We start from the raw sequence: 19,173 nt of genomic DNA, 5'->3' as shown, positions 1-19,173 counted from the left end.
TTTCCCATAACTGAATAAAAAATGGCAAAAAGAGATTATTATGAAGTGCTGGAGGTCTCGAAGGGCGCTACGGCAGACGAAATAAAAAAAGCTTATCGCAAAAAAGCGATTCAATACCACCCCGACAAGAATCCGGGCGACAAGTCGGCGGAAGAGAAATTCAAAGAAGCGGCGGAAGCATACGATGTATTGAGTAATCCCGACAAACGGGCGCGCTATGACCAGTTCGGACATGCCGGAATGAGCGGAGCTGCGGGTAATGGCGGTCCGTTCGGAGGATTCGGCGGTGAAGGAATGTCTATGGACGACATCTTCTCCATGTTCGGCGACATCTTCGGAGGGCGTGGCGGATTCAGCGGGGGCTTCAGCGGATTCGGAGGATTCGGAGGCGGAAGCACTCAACAACGCCGGCATCGCGGAAGCGATCTTCGCGTGAAGGTGAAGCTGACACTGAAAGAGATTTCCACAGGAGTAGAGAAGAAATTCAAACTGAAAAAATATGTGTCCTGCAATCACTGTCACGGAAGCGGGGCGGAAGGCGACGGCGGTTCCGAAACGTGCCCGACTTGTAAAGGCAGCGGAACAGTGATCCGCAATCAGCAAACCATTCTGGGAACCATGCAAACCCGATCCACCTGCCCCACTTGTAACGGTGGAGGAAAAGTCATCAAGACCAAATGCAAAGAGTGTGGAGGCGAAGGTATCGTTTATGGCGAAGAAGTGGTAACGGTGAAAATACCTGCCGGAGTGGCGGAAGGCATGCAGCTTTCTATGGGAGGCAAAGGAAATGCCGGCAAGCAAAACGGTATTCCGGGCGATTTGTTGATATTGGTGGAAGAAGAAACACATCCGGAATTGATCCGCGATGAAAACGACCTGATCTACAATCTTCTGCTCAGTTTCCCGACGGCAGCGTTGGGCGGCGCGGTAGAAATTCCCACCATCGACGGCAAGGTTAAAGTAAAAATCGACTCCGGTACGCAACCGGGCAAAGTGCTTCGCCTTCGCGGCAAAGGACTCCCCAGCGTAAACGGCTACGGAACGGGTGATTTGTTGGTAAACATCAGTATCTATGTGCCGGAAACCTTGAGTAAGGAAGAAAAGAGCACACTTGAGAAGTGGGACGATTCCGACAGCTTCAAACCAAGCGGATCGGTAAAGGAAAAGATTTTCAAGAAATTCAAAAGTTTCTTCGATTAAACAATAACCTCCGCAAAAGTAACGGGCAATCGGGCTTTTGAGAACTGATGAAACCGATTAAGTTGGCCAGTGGTTATGCTCCGTCTGCTTTGCAGTCGATCTTTTGAGAACAGATGAAGCTTCGATGATTAAGCATTAAGTTCCCCAAAAGAGATTGGTGACTGCGCTTCCAAGAAACAATAGGGCTTCTTCTGTCAAGTCACTGTTTCCACAAAATAAGATAGCGTCCGGAGTGTCGAATACTTTTCAAACTGTTTATTCGACACTCCGGACGCTATCTTACTAAAGAAAGAAGCTATCTTTCTAAAAAAGCATTGAAAAGATTCCCGCTTTGCGAAAGCCTTTGTGATTTTGCTTGTAGATTATAAGTAGAGGGCGCTTCTCTACGCTTTTATGCCCTGTATAATATGAATTTTAAAATTCTCACCCTCTATATAGCCCAAGATTTAGACTGAAACTTTCGGTCAATAAATATGAAATACTTTTTCAGTTTCCATTATTAATATCCCGGATTCTGTTTCCACCCCGTATTCATCACCCGTATTTTCTCGGGAATAGGAAATACGGTAGTGTATCCGTTTTCCTCATCCGGCAATTGCGGACGACTGTTGTAAGCTCTGGTAAACATTCCGAAACGGATGAGATCTTGACGCCGCCAACCCTCCCAAGCCAGTTCCAGCTGTCTTTCGATAAGCAGATTTTCCAATGTGGCTGTTCGCCGAGGAGCGTTTACCCGTTGCCGTACTTCGTTCAACTCGGCATCGCCATTCCCGCCGTTACGCACTTTCGCTTCGCTCTTCATCAACAGAATGTCGGCATAACGGAATAAAACAATATCGTTTTCTATCAGCTTGCCATCCTTCGTTCCCGTTTCATCCACTTCATATTTCTTCATTCGCGCGCCCGCCGTTTGCATATACGGAGTATTCGACACATCCAAAGCCACTTTCCAAGGCAGGTATTTCAACACCGTCTTGCCATCATCAAGCAGTACCGGCTTGCCTTTCAGATCGTACACGATGTCGGCAAAATAACAGTAGTCGAAGCGCGGGTCTTGGTTCTTCGTCCCATAACCGAATGCCTCCAATGCTTCGATTGTGGCGCTCGGCCCATTCTCTCCTCCCAATCCATAAGCCTTGGCATGATTGTAATGGCGCGACCGGAACATATATTGCATCTGATTGGTATACATCGTCTTGTTCATCGGAATAGTGAAAATGTTTTCTACAGACGATTCATTGAACACGGCAAAATTAGCCTTATAATCCGGCTCCAACCGATAACCCGCTTCTTTCAGGCGGTCGCAATACGCTATCACTGTCTGCCAGGCATTGAGCCGGTTGCCACCCACCTCAAAAAAGATATTTTTACCATCGGGACGATTGCCGTCCGTCCAGTCGTTATCGGTATAAATTTCGGCGTTTAAAGCGAGCTTGGCGAGCAGGAACATCGCCACCGGACGAGTAACGCGACCGTAATAAGGGCCCGACAAATTGCTATGGGCATCGCTCAACAAAGGAAGAGCTTGCTGCAACTGCTTCACAACAAAATCGAAAACTACCCTGCGTTCGCTCTGTGAGACCTCTGTTATCGACGGAGATGAAGAAAGTACTAACGGCACAGAGCCGAACAAATCCATAAGATAATAATAATACATTGCCCTGATTGCCCGAACCTCCGCTCTAAAAACAGACAAATCGGCATCGGGATGCAAGTCGCCGAACCGGTCGATCTTCTCCAGCGATTTGTTGCAAAGCATCACCACCTTATATAAATACTCCCATGTTGCCTGAACAGCATCATTATCGATTCCCCATTTATGCAAGAATAATCCTTGCCAAAATCCGCCGTCATACCAGTCTCCGCCGCGTGTGGGCACAATGGCCTCATCGGTTGTAAATGTATTCAGGTCATACACTCCTCTGCCCGTCCCTTGCAATCCCTGGCTATCCTCGAATCCTCCTATATAAGTATATAATGAAGCCACAGCATTGAGATACAAATTCGAAAGCGTATTATAGGCTTCTTCTTCCGGAAGCTTGTCTCTCGGCTCTTCCCTCAGAAAATGATCGCACGATCCTAAAACGATTCCTATTCCCAGAAGCCAGACAATCTTTTTATAAAACTGTTTCATTCTTTCTTCCTCCATTAAAAGTTAACACTCACTCCCAACGTATAAGTCCGTGCTATCGGATATCCCCGTTTGTCGTCCACTCCCAGCGTTTCATTCACCGTAGAGCTGTTGATCATAGGCGAAAGTCCGGAGTAACCGGTAATAGTCGCCAGATTATTGACAGTAAATGCCAATCTCAGCGAACGAATGTATTTCTTTACTCCTGAGAGTCGATCCAGCGGAACATTCCACCCGAGCGTCAGATAATCGAAATTCACGTAATCCCCTCTCTCCAGCCAATAATCGGTCGCAGTCTGATCCTTGATATTTTGCGCGGGCGCTTTCTTCATTACATTGTAATCGGGGAAAATATTCATGTTCATATAAGTCAGCGACGTACCGTTGTAAATTTTGTGCCCGAACGCTCCGTTGATTTGCACCGACAAATCAAACCGTTTATATCGGAGGCTGATATTCGATCCCAATATAGCTTTGGGTACAGCCTGCCCTGCCACATAGCGGTCTTCACCGTCTTCCAGGCTGACTCCCCCTCCGTTCAAGTCGGAAACTTCATACAAATAACCTCCGGCCCCATCATCAACCAACCCTTTGCTATGGGGCAAATAGAATACTCCCAAAGGTTGCCCCACCATTTGATAAACAATGTGGTTGTATCCTCCGTGGAATCCCGCTCCATTAAGGCTTGCCAAACTTTTATACGGAGGCCCGTAAAGCATCTCACCATTATAGATGCCGCTCAAAGAAAGCAGTTTGTTCTGCTGAAAAGAAAGATTGGCATTTATATTCAGCTCCATATCTTTCGTCTTTAGAGGAGTCACTCCCACCGCAATCTCCGTACCGGTGTTTCGCATGGATCCGATATTCGCCAACAGAGTATTATAAATAAAAGGCGGAACAGACACATTATAAAGATAAAGCATGTCTTTTGTTTTGGAGTGATAATAATTGACCGAAAACAACAGACGGTTGCCGAACAACGCCGCATCCACGCCGGCATTGAACGTATGCTTTACTTCCCATTTCAAGTCGGGGTTCGTATTCCGCAAATCTCCCAACGATACCACCGGCGAGTTCCCTATCGGAGCCACCCCGTTCGGTTTAACCAGATGTAAAGTCGTATACGAATCTATTCCACCCTGATTTCCCGCCAAACCATATCCCAACCGAATCTTCAGATTATCGATTATCGGGAATCGTTCCATAAATTTCTCCTCACTTATTACCCAAGCTGCGGAAACAGAAGGAAAAAACCCCCACTTATGGTTATCCCCGAATTTAGAGGAAGCGTCGGTACGCGCATTTACAGTCAGCACATACCGGTCGGCAAACGTATAATTGAAACGTCCCATAAATGAAACCGATCGCGGTTCTTCATAGTATGAATTTGTTCCTTCCCACAGCCTGATCGCTCCCGCTTGCAGGTTGTCGTACCCGAACAAATCGGTACTGAAATTAGTCACGGTGGTATAAAATCCCGTATGCGTCTCTTTCTGAAGTTCCGCCAACGCCAACACATCAAGAAGATGTTTTTTCCAATTCTTCTTATATGTCAGCATCATATTCCCGAGCCACGATTCCATCTTTTTCACTCCTTTGTATGCTTGGCCGTGAGCCCAGACCGAAGTAGGCAAATATTGAGAATTCTCCACCATATTATATGTATAGGCTCCGAAACAAGTCAATTTCCACTCGTCCGACAAGTTAAACCTCAGCCGGGCATGTGTACTGATGTGCGAAGTTGCGTCCCGGTCTTTCACTTCCATCCAAGCCAACGGATTCGTAATCTGACTTGCCGTAGTAATCTGATCCCATGAATGAGTGACAGGATCTTTATGATCCGGAAAAGTTGGATTAAACGTGGCAGCCGAATAGAAAGTCTTTTGTATATCTACCAGATTACGGTTTTTCTGAATCGAGCCGAACATTCCCAGCTCACAAATTAAAAAACCGTCGAACACCTGCTGAGACATATTCATGTTCGAGGTAAAATTTTTCATTTTCTCATTCAATATGACTCCCTGCCTATCCATGAAACCAAGAGACACCCGGTAATGAGATGAAGCCGATCCTCCGTTAAAAGCCACATGATGATTCTGTTGCAAACCTACTTGCTCTATTTCTTTCTGAAAGTCGGTATCATTTCCCTTATCGAGTATCGAAATATCCCGCTCTGAAGCTACTCGCCGAAACTCATCTGCCGAAAGCATCTTCAGATTCTTATAAACGGCGGATATTCCCAATGTACTGTTATAACTTACCTGAGTCTTCCCGGAGTCCCCTTTCTTGGTCGTAATCTCGATAACCCCCGACGCTCCTCTCGAACCGTATTGCGCAGTCTCCGAAGCGTCTTTCAAGATTGTAATACTTTCGATATCGGTAGGATAAATAGACGCAAGCATATTTAGATCCCCAAACACTCCATCCACAATAATCAACGGATCATTCCCGCTGGTCAACGAAGTCGTACCTCGCAAACGTACCGCATCCAAAGCCGCCGGTCCATTACTTCCCCGTTGGATGGTCAATCCAGGAACGCGTCCTCGAATTGCTTCCAACGGGTTCGTGATTTGATCTTTGTGCATCTGCCTTTCTGTAATCTTCTCTACAGAACCCGAAATGGTCTTCAAGCTTCCGGTAGCATATCCCACCGTAACCAATGAATCTATGCGTGGAAGTTCTTTCTTCTGCGCATGGAGAGAACAAAGAGAAAGCATCCACAGAATAAGCACAGAAAATACAAGTTTTTTTTGTTTTCTCATAAAGTGATTATTTAAGGTGTTATATGTAAATACAACAATAAAACACCTGTTTCGGTTTCTCAGACGGCAAAAACTTCTCATATTCATTGAGCGAAGAAACTATAACAAAAAAGCCTCTTAACCTTTTTTAATCCTAAAACTTGTATATGCTAATCATATATTGTTTATCTTTGCCGCAGATAAATAAAACACCCCTATCATTATTTATCACAAACAAGGTCTTAAAATATTGGATAACAGGAGAAATGAATAATCATTTATCCATTTAAAGGATGGTAAAGTCTAATTCGTTTGAAAAAATCAAGAAAAAACGATACGAAAACCTAGAAAACAATAAGAATTTAACGAGTTAGCAAAAGGATAATAATTTAACCTATTGAATCAGAAAGTTGATTATTCTGCTCATTGATTCAAAAAACAAACAAGTCACATGGTGCAACAATTTCGACGAATGGGGGTGTTACTGGTATTGGCACTGATAGGAATAGCCAAAGGATCCTCTCAACAGATCGCTATCAAAAACAATTTATTCTACGATGGAGTTTTCTTGACTCCCAACGCTTCAGTAGAAATTTCTACCGGAAAGAAACACACTCTCGAAATCATGGGAGCTGTAAATCCTTTCACTTATAGTAATAATAAAAAGTTTAAGCATTGGTTGCTTCAACCCGAGTACCGTTACTGGTTTTGCTCCCGCTTCAACGGTTGGTTTGTAGGAGTGCACGCCCATGGCGGACAGTTCAATGTAGGCAACTACAAACTTCCTTTCGGAATATTGCATACCGTAAAAGATTATCGTTACGAAGGCTGGTTTGTCGGCGGCGGCGCATCCATTGGCTATCAATGGGTTCTCTCCAAACATTGGGGCCTCGAAGCAGAAATAGGCGCCGGATATGCATATCTCGACTATCGCAAATATCCTTGCGCCACTTGCGGAAAGAAACTGAAAGATTCTTCTAAAGGCTATTTTGGTCCTACCCGGGCTGCTATCTCTTTAGTATATGTCATTAAATAAGTGCAAAGCGATGAACAAATATTTTTCCACAATAATTTTATCAGCCCTGCTTGCCGGCGCAAGCTCCGTATATGCTCAAAAAACGGCTTACACAGGAGGAATCGGTTTCGATACTCCTCAAATCGAACGCAAAGACAATCAAATCCATGCTACGTTCAACATCATTCTCGACAGCCTGCGTCTGAAAAGACAAAGCATGCTGACACTTACTCCCATGCTGGTCTCGGCAGACGGCAATCAAGTTCGCCGTTTTACACCGGTCATGGTAGGAAGCCGCGTACCCATGATTCTTTATAAAAGAGGAGAACTCTCCCCCATGCCCGCCGAGCCCCAACCCGAACAAATGATCCGTCGCCGCAACTCAACGTCGCAGCACATTCCCATAGAGTTTTCAATACCCTTCGAAGAATGGATGCGCAGCGCCAGCATACAAGTCGACGAATACGCCGGCGGCTGTGCCATGTGCGAGCAAGGTTATATGCGCTATAAATTAACCGATCGTTTATTGTCCGAACGTTACGTACCCCAATATACAGTAGCTTACGTTACGCCTGAGCCGGAACCAGTCAAAGTTCGTTCCGACCGTTTTGTAGCCCGCTTCAATTTTGTGGTAGGCCGCTACGAACTGCTTCGCGACTTCCAAGGGAATGCCCGCGAATTCGCCCGGGTAGACAGCGTGGCACGCAACATCATGGGCAATAAAGACCTGACGGTAACCAATGTAGCCATCGACGGATACGCCTCTCCCGAAGGAAGCTATACGTCCAACCTCACCCTTTCACGCAATCGTGCGCAAGCATTTGTGGAATACTTGGCTAAGACTTACGGTTTGCAATCGAACCTGTTTAAAGTCACCGGACACGGTGAAGACTGGGACGGCTTGGTAAAAGCCGTAGAAGCCTCGGAAATGGAAAAGAAAGAAGAAGTGCTCGATATCATCGACCGATACAGCATCGAAGGCGGACGCGAAGCCAAGCTCATGGCTCTTTCGGCAGGCAATCCTTACCGCTACATGCTGACCAATTTCTACCCTCCGCTACGTCGTACCGAATATGCCTTTACATACAATGTGCGTCCGTTCAGTGTGGAAGAAGCGCGCGAAGTTATCAAAACCAAACCCGCACTGCTTAGTTTAAACGAAATGTATTTGGTAGCCAACAGCTATCCCGAAGGCAGCCGCGATCGTGAAGAAGTGCTTGAGACAGCCGCCAATGTCTATCCCGACAATCCTGTCAGCCGTTTGAATCTCATGGCAAGCCGTTTAAATGCCAATCGGACGAATGCCGTAGAAGAAGCCTTGATAGCATTGGGCAATATGCCGGAAGCACAAAACAATTTAGGCATTCTCTATGCCCGCCAAGGTGAAAATGAGAAAGCCAAAGCATGTTTCCGTAAAGCAGGCGACTTGCAAGCGGCCCGGCACAATCTTCAAGAACTCGAGAAGGCGGAAAAAGACCAATAACCAATCGAAACATAAACTAGAGAACTATAAAATATTAAACAGAAATCTTATTTATTAAAAGTTTTATTTATGAAAACAAACAAGTTTTTAGTAATGGCAGCGATGGCTCTGGGATTAGGAGTGTTTGCTGCATGTAGTGACGACGACATTGCCGGCGGGACAACCGGTAAAGAGAATTTAGGCTCTACTTACATGTCAATAAGTTTATCAATGCCTTTTAACGGCGTTACTCGTGCTAACGAAACAGACTATAATTCTATAGGCAAATGGGCTGGTCAAGATGAAGTGAAAGCGATAGAAGTATATGTTTTTAATGCTGCAGGTGACCGTGAAGCTTTTGAAACTTTTCCTATTGGAAAATTCCAAGTTCTTACTCCAGCCTCAGATCAGACGGTAATGATTCGTCCGTTGAAAGGAATCAAAGTTACTCCTGGGGAGAAAAAAGTTTATGTAGTAGTGAATCCAACAACTGAATCTACCAATCATCTGAAAAACCATATTAAAATAGTAGATTTCCAACCTGCCTATCAAGGGATTCTAAATTTAACCTCAGAAGGAAGCAAAACTATTACCCCTAAGACAGCCGCTGACAAAGTTGCTAGAGTTGAAGGAAATAAAGATATTATCTTAATGACTGTAAAAGAAGTAGGAACAGTAGATGTACAGGATGGTGTTACTGAAAGTACTACATTAAATTCAAATACAAACCGAGCTAAAGTTGAAGTCAAACGTGCCGCAGCCCGTGTTATGATTACAACAGCTACTAATATATCTTTAGAGATCAAAGGAGATAACGGTTTGACGCAAACTGTTGAAGATAATTATGTTTTAGGAAAGATTTCCGACATTAAATATGTAGTTGGTCAGGGTGAAAAGAATCTTTATTTTCAACAGAAAGCAGACTTTAAAAGTCCTGCCTATGACGTACTATCTACACAAAGCAGTGAAAATGCTGCCAAATATGATTATTCAGGTTTATGGAAAGGCTATACTGATACTGGAATTTCAGGAATACCTGTTCCTTCTAAGGATCTTTATAATCAGACGCCAGAAACAGCTTTAAATAATATTTCCAATAATCTTAAAACAGCTTTGTGGGGTGAATTTATTTTGCCTACAACTCATGAAGAAGGACTTGATCAAGCAAACACAAAATACCGCAAAGGTAATACCGCCTATGTGTTAGTTCGTGCAAAATTTACTCCTCAAGTGGTGGTTAAAGAAGATGGAACTACATATGAAAACTATACATTCCCTGCAGATAAAGACTTTTTTTTAGGTAAAAATGGTGTATTTTATGAAACCATTAAAGCTGCTCATGATACGGATAAAAAAGGTGTTGCAAACCAAGAAGCTTCTCTTTATATCAAGGGTAAGGTGTTGTATTACGCATGGATTAATCCAGACAAGACCTCTATAGGGTGGTTGAACTCTCCAGTTATCCGTAACAATATCTATCATATTGAAATTACAGGATTCAAAAAAATTGGTGCAAACTGGAATCCTTTGGTCCCTAGCAACCCTAATAATCCGAACGATCCAGAATTCCCAACTAATCCGGACCCGAAGCCTAAGAACGATGACTATGAACCGGAAGATCCTCCTGTAAATCCGAACGATCCTTTGACTCCGAAAGAAACATGGATGTCTGTTGAAACGGTTATCTTACCATGGCAAGTACACTCCTACTCCGTTGAATTGGGTGACTAATGGAATTTAAATTAATAAAATAAAAACAGCAGGGAGGGCGATGCCCTTTCGCCCTCCCTTTTTCTTAAACCTTTAAGCAAAAGTAAAGATGAATTTACGTAACAAGATATTATTGGCAATATTCGCATTGGGAACAATTGTAGGATGTGATTCCCTTATCTATGACGATTTAAAAGATTGTCCCCAAGGTGTATATGTGAGCTTTTACTCCAAGACTCCTTGTGCGGAAGATTCAACTTACCCTGTTGTCGAAAGTTTAAAAGTATTTGCTTTCGATAAAAACGGTATTCTTGCAGCCGAACAAGAAGTGCAAAATCCAAAACTTTCTAAAGATTATGAAATGCTGATTCCTCTGAAAGAAGGCGACTACACCTTCATCGCATGGACGGGAATTAATGCAGAACGATATACTGTAGCCAAAACTGAAATAGGAAAGACTACACTCAATGAGGTATTATTCGAGATCAAAGAAGTCAATAAAATAGCAAACGCAACCCCTACTCCCGGTTTTAAAATATACATGGGAACAAGCGAGAAGGTTTCACTACCTGCAGCTAATGAATTCGGATCGGTTTTCGAACATACCCAAATTAATATTTTGGAACAAACTAACCGTATTCAAGTATCTTTGGTGGGAATAAAGAATCCTGAGAGATACGATATTCTTGTTTTCTCGGCCAATGGCAGCATGAATTTTGATGGTCATATTACAAGGAATAAAGAACAACTCAACTACCCGGGAGAAGTAGATGCCACTTCCACTCCTAAAACATTGATAAGCAAATTCAACACATTGAAATTGCAGACAGGATATCATAATAAGCTGGTAGTGTATGACAAGCATGAAAAAAAGAATATTTTTTATGCGGATTTAATCGGTTCTATCTTATTAAGCAAAGGCGACGACCATGATACGAATATTGATCTGTCCTGCACACATGATTTTAACATTAAATTATATGTCAAAGACGTGTGTGATTGTGAAACATATGAGTTCATAGCTTGCGAGGTAAACTTAATTAAATGGGATTTACACAGTTATAACATCGATTTGGGAGATAACTTTTAATCAGAAATCAATCGGTGGATAACCATGTAATTATAAAAATTAACCTTCCTTATCTTCATAAACAATTAAAAGACAAATGACAAATAGCAAGTTCCATATAATCTCTTTTTTACTTTCTTTGCTATTACTTATTGCTTGTTCGCCTGTTATTGACGGAGAAAGCGAACTTATCAATGATGGTGAAAACGCCTGGCTGACTGTTTCTGTCAATCTGCCTTCATACGCTCCATCAGCTTCAAGAGCAGATATATCCAACAAAGACAACGATGATTTATATGAAGGAACAATAAGTGAACAAAAAGTCTCTTCAGCCCGAATCGTTCTCTATGACTCCCAAAATATGGTACTGTATGCGTTAGACATAACATCGGTCGATGTCTTGGGCGGACAGTTCGCATCACCTTTTGTGCTAAAAGCCCGTTCATTTAAAAAAGAAGATTTGGAAGTATTGGTTTTATTGAACCCCACGGAAAAGGTAAAAGCGGTAACTAATAAAGGCAATACCAAATCTCAATTTGAAGTAGTCGCCACAGAAAGTGTAAATAACTTGGTCTCCTCAGAAGGCATTTTTATGTGTAATGCCTCAGGATATACGAAAACAACTGACGCCAATTGGAAAAGGACCCAACAAGAAGCTGAAGCGCCAGGCGCTCCCGTATCTGTAAGAGTGGAACGCTCTGTCGCTAAAATATTTGTTTCACCCAAAGCAGAAACCGCTATTCCGGCAGAGAACGGGACTGCAACCATGAGAATGTTCGGATTGGATATTATCAATAAAAAGATATATTGGATGCGCCGTCCGGGTCAATGCATCGTCTCTGTCGGAACCATTACTACTCCTGCCTCTTTAGGAACAGAAAATCCAACCACACCCGCTTATTATCAATATGCCATTGATCCGAATATGGGGACTTTCAACTCTTCTGACCATTCTCAATTTTGGTATTATAATGAAGAAGGCATGTTTTCAACATCAACCGGAGGTTTCGATGATGACAAGGGGCTATACGTAACCGAAAACACGATGACTGAAGAATCTCAACGAGGCTTTTCAACCACACGTATTCTTTTCAATATCCAATATTTGCCTGCTTCACTAACTTTCAATAATACAGATAAAAGTTGGGCAAACTATAAAGGCAAATTAATGACTTTGAACGAATTGAAAGAGAAGATTGCTTCTTCCACTTCACAAACCGATGAAGAAATGGAAATGCCTGAGGGCTTTAAAAAAGATATGGGGACATTGGGTATTTCTGATTTCACACGATCATTCGAAAAAAACAATTTGAAATTCTATTATAACGGAGAAAACTATTACACTACATACATCAGACATTTCGATGACGGTAAACAACCGATGAAAATGGCTTACGGACGTTATGGTGTTGTGCGCAATCATGCTTACAAGATAGAAATAGCGAAAATATGGGGCCCGGGTTCACCCCTTCCTCCTCAGCCGGAAGATGAACCGAACGATCAAGAGAAACAATACATTGCCGTTAACATTCTTGTGTCCCCATGGACTATAAGAAAGCAAACAGATATCATATTAGAATAATCGACAAATGAAACGTTATAAAAACACATCATTAGCTTATCGTCACGGAGCGTTCACGCCATTGACAGTGTACTTCCTATTTATACTCGGTACATTTGCGGTTTCATGTGAAAGCAACTATTCCGATATAATGCCGGACAGCAATAATTCCTATATCTCATTCTCTACCCGCTCACAGGGCAGCTCAGCGTCTATTAATACAGACAATGTTGATAATGAAGATAAGGTAGAAACAATACGTCTGTTGATATTCACTCATGCAACAGGCGAATTGAGATACAATAAAACACATGCTGTAGCAGACTTTCAAAACTATGCTGCCAAAATTCCGGTAAAGGCCGATACATACGACTTCTATTTTGTAGCCAATGAAAACTCTTCAATAGCTACCGCTTTACAAAAAATAACTTTCAGAGACGAACTCTATTACGTCCCCGCTTTAGCGGAAATACCATTTGAAAGTATAAATACAAAACCTGCGATTTTCTATATGACGGCACAAGTATCCAACAAGAAAGTGACGACAGCAAATAGTATCGATAATCCGCTGAAAGTAGATGTATTATTAGTCCGCGCTTTGGCCAAAGTGTCACTGCAAGTCACTTCCGCTCTGAACGAAATGTCTCAAGGGGTAACACTGACAGGTATTACACTCAACAACATTCCTAAATACTACTCTCTCTTTCCTTCAAAAAGCGTTTACAAAGGAAGCACCGAATCACAGCGTTTAGAAGGAATCGAAGCCGCCGATTACGCGCAATCGACGGTTTTCAACAAGAGCTTCTATATTCCTGAATATCTCCGTGCCAACGGTAGCGAAAACAATGGCAACACATCGCTTACGTTCGGATACGCTAAGCATGGAGTAGAGCGAGCCGCCAGCACGGTGTTGAACCATATAAGTTTTGCAGAAAGCGCAGATTCTTATGTTCCTTCCAACAAAAACGAACTTACCACATACAGTGTAATACGGAACACACAATATACGCTGAACGCTCAAATTAAAGGCTGGGACGAAGAATCCATCATATTCGGGTGGAAGATTTTACCGTGGACACTGGAATCTTCTATCAAAGATTTCGATGAAATAAAGATGGATCCTCCCGGCAATTTCGAGAACCAGCCGGGCGTAGAGATTGGTGCGGGTGATGGAAATATTTTATTACTTCATTCAGGAATAGCCAACAGCATTACAATAAAAGCCAAAATCAAGAGTCCGGCGGGAGCGGTGTGGCGATTTAGCATCACCAATACACTAGACTTTGAGATAAAAGGAAATCCTGAAGCTGCCGGAATAGCGAGCGATGATGAAATCAATCTTCAAATTATTGCCCGTAAACCATGGCAAGGATACATTCGGAGCACTGAATTGTATTTAACTGTAAACGGAGCAGAGGTACAACTTGTACCTAAGTATATCCGGGATAAAATAAAATCCGGTCCCGGCAAGAGATACATGATACAACAAGTTATATAAAATTGAAATTGTATGATTAAATATATATATCAATTCAGTCTATTATTTAGTGTCTGTCTGTTTATCGGTTCATGCACTTCGGAAGAAGAGCCGATAGCGAAAAAAGCCGACCGGACAAACAGTTATGCCATACGGTTCAACACTTCTGTTTTACAGCCTGTTGCTACCCGGGCGACAGAAGCCGGCAATCATTACGATCCGCTGAACGAGAATGTAATTACGGTGATGGACGCATTCTTATACGATGCCTCAGGAGCTCAACAAGGGTATTATTCCACACGCAAAGGCGATTTGGTAATATCATCCGGCAGCAATCCGGCAAATGGTGCAATAGCCGACGCCGTAGAGGGCACCGCCACTATTTATGTACCTAAAGATCCGGGAATTGCGGGAGCATATACAGGTAAGAATTACACCCTATACGTTTTAGTAAACTATCATGGCAGTGAGAATCTTGAGGATAAAACATTACCGCAGATTCGTACAATCGCGCTGAATTCTTCTGCGCTCAACCCAAATAGCATCGAAAAACAAAAAGATTTTTTGATGGATGGAAATGTCCCAACAGGTTCTATGACATGGGCCACAAGCAATACCTATGACATTACGGCAAACACCGGGAAAGTTGTAGAACTTTCGCGTGCTGCCGCTAAAATTCGGTTGCGTGTAAAAGAAATCGATGTAAAAGACGGGAACGAGAAATTTGTGTTGAACGGAGAACCTACAGTGAGTTTAGTGAATTACTCCGACAAAACGAGTTTATTGGCAGGTTCGCCGTTGAGCCTATCATTATCCGATCTACAAAGCACAGAATACCAACCGATGAAAAGAAAAGAATATGAAGGGGAACAATTTTACGCACGTACAGTACCGTTCTATTCTTATGAAAACAGCTGGACACACAACGGAGACTTCCGTACTTATCTGATCTTGCGATTGAACCTTACCGGACAGACCACGCACATCACCAAAGATTACTATTACAGTATTCCCGTAAACTATTTATTCCCTAAACCGGGCATGAACGAAGAGCAAAAAGCGGGAATCTCCAAATTACAACGCAATCACTTGTATGACATTGTTTGCAACATTCGCCAATTAGGGAATCTCGAACCGGGCAAACCTACGGAAATAACAGGATACGTTACCGTGCAAAAATGGGACGAGCCCGACCAGATAGACGGATCTATCTCGAAAGCTCATTATCTGGTGGTAAAAGAATTAACTCCTGAGATGCCCAACATCCATGTGCGCGATGTACAATATTTGTCGGATTTGGATATCGATTTAAGCAAACTGAATATCAGAACCACGCATACGGAATATGACTATTTGGGAAATGCTCACACAGTGCATGGCACTAATGCAAACGGAAAAATAAAAATCACAACCATAATTAAAAACGGATTAAAATACCTTCATATCGAAAGTCCTATTCCTATCAATTATGTGCCTTTGACAATTGATTTTCGTGTACAGCATGTAAAAGAGCCGGGTGAAACCGGCGCCCCGTTATTTCAAGATGTAAAAGTTACGCAATATCCGCCGATATATGTGACAGCAGAGAAGTCTACGGGTAATCCTATTTATTGGTATTCTGCTTTTGGAAGTTATAATAGGAACGGTTTAGATGCGAACGGAAATCCCCAAGCGGGTTATCAACAAAACAATACCCTCTTTAAAGTCACAACCCTCGTTCCTGAAGAAGGACAAATAGTAGGAGATCCTACTTTGGGCAATTCCGATGGACACACGGGACGTGACGAGGAAGCTAATAAAATCACTTCTCCGGAATTTATTATTGCATCACAATGGGGAATGAGTATACCAGTTCCTCAATACACGACAGTAAACGATGTAAAATATGGTTGGCAAGACTGGCTGAACATAAATACAGAGAATTTTTTTATAGATGAATATAAATATTGGACCCAATATGGTTGGCGCACCTCGAGATATCGTGACTATAATAATGCAGAAAGCCGTGCCCATAACTATTGGGAAGATAAATACGGCAAAACAGGAGAAAAATATATTTATGGAGATCAATATGGAAGAAAAGAGATAGAAGCGTACAGAATGTTTACATTCGAAAAAGACGGCTATTGGCGTATTCCCAGTATGGCGGAATTGGCATTGATTGTCAAGATACAAAGCGATCCTAACAGCGCGGTTAAAAACTTGCTTTGGGGAAGCGAATATTGGTCTGCAAAAAATCATTACGCATACGACTTTAAAAACAAAAGGGAAATACATAAAAGAGCAAAAGATCTAGTGGCTATACGCCCGGTTTTCGACACCTATAATAAATAATGAGCCATGAAAGTATTCATTAAATATATCAGCTTGGCATTGTTGAGCATAAGCGCTCTCTATTCATGCCATAACGATTCCGTCGTGGAATCGAAAGGAGATGAACCGTTATTGGCAGACGGCACTCCCATTACCTTGTCCATCACAGCCAATCTTCCCGGACAAGGCATCGCCACGCGAAATGTTCAATCTATTAAAAACCTCTATCTTGTGGTATTCGATAAAGATCACCGTTATCTTTATCGGGCAAAGGCTGTGTTAAATCAAATTGTAACCTCACCCCCGGGTATAGAGTACCTCCCCAAAGAAGCCAACGAACCTGTGTCTAACGAGCTTTACCGGTTTTCCGTAACTCTGCTTTCAAGCAACAGCCCACGCATTATACATTTTATTTCCAATTATGACTGGGAAGGATTCAAAAAAGATTATGAATTGGAAGGTTCTGACGAAGGAGAAATAATACCTGCATTATATTCCCAGAACAGCAATCAAATTATTTATTGGCAGTCAATTAAATTCAACACGATAGGGAAAAATTCGTTTCACAACAAAGCTTTCAAACTTTTACGAAACGAAGCGAAAATATCTTTGAATAATGAAGACAACGAATTCACTCTTTCCGGTTTTTGCATCAACAATGCCCCCGACAGGGGAACGGTAGCTCCATTTCACTCGAAAATCAACATGAGTGATCCTTCGGAGGAAGCGTACAAAGATGTGCTTTATAATTTTCCATACAAACCGGTTTCCCCCACAATACTTCCCAATACGGCGTTGCATAAAGTAGGGAATGAACAGAATAACAAAAGTTCATTGACTGTTTTCGAATACAATAATACAGAAGCCGATGCCGATAAGAAAATGGCGATCATCGTATATGGTAAACGTAAAGGAGGCAAAAGACACGGATATTATAAGATCGACATCAAAAAAGAAGTCGTGGACGATGACGGAAATTATATAGGTTCCGTACCTTTCAATATTTTGCGCAACTGGCATTTTACGATTACCGTGAATAAAGTATCCACCGATGGATATCCCACTTATGATGAAGCGGTAAGAAATCCGGCAGGAAACAATATATTCGCATCGGTTGAATTGGAAGATTATCCGCAAGTGAGCGACGGCGACTTCATGCTGTCGGTCGACCAACCGGATATTGTAAGAGTATCTCCCGGCTCCTTTGCCACAACCATCAGATTCGCAGGTCCAAAATTAAGTTCCCCGGCTACGCAACATGTAAATGTGTTCTATAACGGTAAGATCTTAGCAGGAGCTTTCACAGACGACGAATATATAAACGACGCAAGATTTGACAAACAAACCGGCACGCTCACTGTCAATGTAAAAAAAATACCGGTCAACGAAGAGAAGAATTACGTATTTACGGTCATTGGAAGTTCTGTCGACAAACAAGTCCATATACAGCGCACGATCAGACTGAAACTACATCAAAAATATAATTTTAACCTCGAACTGAAAGAGTATAACCACAGTTCGAACCCGCAAGGGGAGCGAATAGATCTTATTTTTACAGTACCCGGTACATTGCCTAAAACATTGTTTCCGTATAGCGTATACATCCAAGCAGACCAACTGAGTCCGTATGTGAACAAAAACGACAACATATACGACGAGATGAAAGTCGTGAAACAAGACAAGAAGATTTATTACGAATATATTGTTAAAAATCCATCATCCGATGGACACGACCGTAGAGAAACCATACATTTCCAACGTACAACAACAAATGGAAAATGTACCGTAACTTTCATTTCCGGCTATTATAATAACGGTACGGTAGAACTAAAATAAATCACCAGCTCTTAAAAAATCGATTTCAAGTAATTCACCCCCGCCACAACCATTAATGGCGGGGGTGAAGCGTATATATGCAGACTGTCAGTTTCCCACTGGGGAAACAAAAGTTTCAATAGCGGGAAACAAAAGTTTCCCACCGGGGAAACTTTTGTTTCATCGAAGGGAAACTTTTGACTTTGTGGTTTAATGTTTTTAGTTGACCACTTTACGGCTTATTTTCAAATTCGGTTGACTCAGTTAATACTTATTTTTATTAGAAGTTGACGCTCGTTTTTCGCTATTTGCTATTTAGGTTGACTTTAAAAAATATCAAACAATAACCAGTAAGAGTATCTCAGGGTATGATTCCTTTCCTGCCCCTCGACCTGTGGTTGTGTAGGATATTCTTTGTCGGTCAATGCAAAGTTAGTGATATTTTCCTAAGCAACAACCTCTTTGATGGCTTTCTCGCGGTAGCTGATCCATCTTTTTTTTATTTCTCCAACCTGCTTGCTCGCCTCTACCGGCGTCATTCCGTCCAGACTCATGTGAGGACGTTCGTTGTTGTAGAAGTCTATGGCAGCTTCCAGGGCAGCTTTCACCCCGTCGATGCTGAAAAATTCCATATCCTTGAGCAGCTCGTTTTTGATGGTGTTGTTTACCCTCTCGGCCA

Annotated in this window: 12 protein-coding genes; 9 read left to right on the top strand and 3 right to left on the bottom strand. The window is 42.4% G+C overall.

Annotated elements, in window-relative coordinates; translation table 11 throughout:
* Positions 1-21: 21 nt before the first annotated feature.
* Positions 22-1,200: a molecular chaperone DnaJ gene (gene dnaJ / locus C234_RS0109825; RefSeq protein ID WP_027325618.1), complete on the top strand. Its 1,179-nt coding sequence runs from the start codon at positions 22-24 to the stop codon at positions 1,198-1,200.
* Positions 1,201-1,699: 499 nt separating this feature from the next.
* On the opposite strand, the gene C234_RS0109820 is transcribed toward dnaJ, so the two are convergent.
* Both C234_RS0109820 and C234_RS0109815 read right to left on the bottom strand, forming a co-directional pair.
* Positions 1,700-3,334, bottom strand: coding sequence for a RagB/SusD family nutrient uptake outer membrane protein (locus C234_RS0109820; protein ID WP_034537410.1), 1,635 nt, complete (start codon positions 3,332-3,334; stop codon positions 1,700-1,702).
* Positions 3,335-3,348: 14 nt separating this feature from the next.
* Entirely contained in the window at positions 3,349-6,048 is a 2,700-nt protein-coding gene (locus C234_RS0109815; RefSeq protein WP_248596500.1) for a SusC/RagA family TonB-linked outer membrane protein, read from the bottom strand.
* A 496-nt stretch (positions 6,049-6,544) separates the two neighbouring features.
* Between C234_RS0109815 and C234_RS0109810 the strand changes: the two genes are divergently transcribed.
* The 8 genes from C234_RS0109810 to C234_RS0109775 all read left to right on the top strand — a co-directional run bounded on the left by C234_RS0109810 (position 6,545) and on the right by C234_RS0109775 (position 18,515).
* Positions 6,545-7,108 (top strand): DUF3575 domain-containing protein, encoded by a 564-nt coding sequence (locus C234_RS0109810; RefSeq protein WP_027325615.1) that lies wholly within the window; start codon positions 6,545-6,547, stop codon positions 7,106-7,108.
* A gap of 10 nt (positions 7,109-7,118) precedes the next feature.
* Complete coding sequence (locus tag C234_RS16305) at positions 7,119-8,570, top strand: OmpA family protein (protein ID WP_052001936.1); 1,452 nt, start codon at positions 7,119-7,121, stop codon at positions 8,568-8,570.
* Between the two features lie 69 nt (positions 8,571-8,639).
* Positions 8,640-10,280, top strand: coding sequence for an Mfa1 family fimbria major subunit (locus C234_RS0109800; RefSeq protein ID WP_027325614.1), 1,641 nt, complete (start codon positions 8,640-8,642; stop codon positions 10,278-10,280).
* Positions 10,281-10,368: 88 nt separating this feature from the next.
* Entirely contained in the window at positions 10,369-11,349 is a 981-nt protein-coding gene (locus C234_RS0109795; protein ID WP_027325613.1) for a FimB/Mfa2 family fimbrial subunit, read from the top strand.
* A 76-nt stretch (positions 11,350-11,425) separates the two neighbouring features.
* Positions 11,426-12,910: an Mfa1 family fimbria major subunit gene (locus C234_RS0109790; RefSeq protein WP_027325612.1), complete on the top strand. Its 1,485-nt coding sequence runs from the start codon at positions 11,426-11,428 to the stop codon at positions 12,908-12,910.
* 7 nt (positions 12,911-12,917) lie between these two features.
* Entirely contained in the window at positions 12,918-14,387 is a 1,470-nt protein-coding gene (locus C234_RS0109785) for a DUF4906 domain-containing protein (protein ID WP_034540891.1), read from the top strand.
* A 12-nt stretch (positions 14,388-14,399) separates the two neighbouring features.
* Entirely contained in the window at positions 14,400-16,700 is a 2,301-nt protein-coding gene (gene fimD / locus C234_RS0109780) for a fimbrial tip adhesin FimD (RefSeq protein ID WP_027325610.1), read from the top strand.
* 6 nt (positions 16,701-16,706) lie between these two features.
* Complete coding sequence (locus C234_RS0109775; protein ID WP_027325609.1) at positions 16,707-18,515, top strand: hypothetical protein; 1,809 nt, start codon at positions 16,707-16,709, stop codon at positions 18,513-18,515.
* Between the two features lie 425 nt (positions 18,516-18,940).
* Here the strand turns inward: C234_RS0109775 and C234_RS16300 are convergent.
* A partial coding sequence (locus tag C234_RS16300; RefSeq protein ID WP_034538313.1) for an integrase core domain-containing protein occupies positions 18,941-19,173 on the bottom strand: 233 nt, incomplete at its 5' end.

It is taken from the genome of Bacteroides pyogenes DSM 20611 = JCM 6294 (genome assembly GCF_000428105.1).
GTDB classification, from domain to species: Bacteria; Bacteroidota; Bacteroidia; order Bacteroidales; family Bacteroidaceae; genus Bacteroides; species Bacteroides pyogenes.
Note: the sequence above shows the minus strand (reverse complement) of the source record. Positions and strands in the feature narration are given on the sequence as shown.

What these genes read in the sequence shown, in the direction of transcription:
- dnaJ (WP_027325618.1), top strand. Translation starts at nt 22, where the DNA reads ATGGCAAAAAGAGATTATTATGAAGTGCTGGAGGTCTCGAAGGGCGCT.
- C234_RS0109820 (WP_034537410.1), bottom strand. Translation starts at nt 3,334, where the DNA reads ATGAAACAGTTTTATAAAAAGATTGTCTGGCTTCTGGGAATAGGAATC.
- C234_RS0109815 (WP_248596500.1), bottom strand. Translation starts at nt 6,048, where the DNA reads ATGCTTTCTCTTTGTTCTCTCCATGCGCAGAAGAAAGAACTTCCACGC.
- C234_RS0109810 (WP_027325615.1), top strand. Translation starts at nt 6,545, where the DNA reads ATGGGGGTGTTACTGGTATTGGCACTGATAGGAATAGCCAAAGGATCC.
- C234_RS16305 (WP_052001936.1), top strand. Translation starts at nt 7,119, where the DNA reads ATGAACAAATATTTTTCCACAATAATTTTATCAGCCCTGCTTGCCGGC.
- C234_RS0109800 (WP_027325614.1), top strand. Translation starts at nt 8,640, where the DNA reads ATGAAAACAAACAAGTTTTTAGTAATGGCAGCGATGGCTCTGGGATTA.
- C234_RS0109795 (WP_027325613.1), top strand. Translation starts at nt 10,369, where the DNA reads ATGAATTTACGTAACAAGATATTATTGGCAATATTCGCATTGGGAACA.
- C234_RS0109790 (WP_027325612.1), top strand. Translation starts at nt 11,426, where the DNA reads ATGACAAATAGCAAGTTCCATATAATCTCTTTTTTACTTTCTTTGCTA.
- C234_RS0109785 (WP_034540891.1), top strand. Translation starts at nt 12,918, where the DNA reads ATGAAACGTTATAAAAACACATCATTAGCTTATCGTCACGGAGCGTTC.
- fimD (WP_027325610.1), top strand. Translation starts at nt 14,400, where the DNA reads ATGATTAAATATATATATCAATTCAGTCTATTATTTAGTGTCTGTCTG.
- C234_RS0109775 (WP_027325609.1), top strand. Translation starts at nt 16,707, where the DNA reads ATGAAAGTATTCATTAAATATATCAGCTTGGCATTGTTGAGCATAAGC.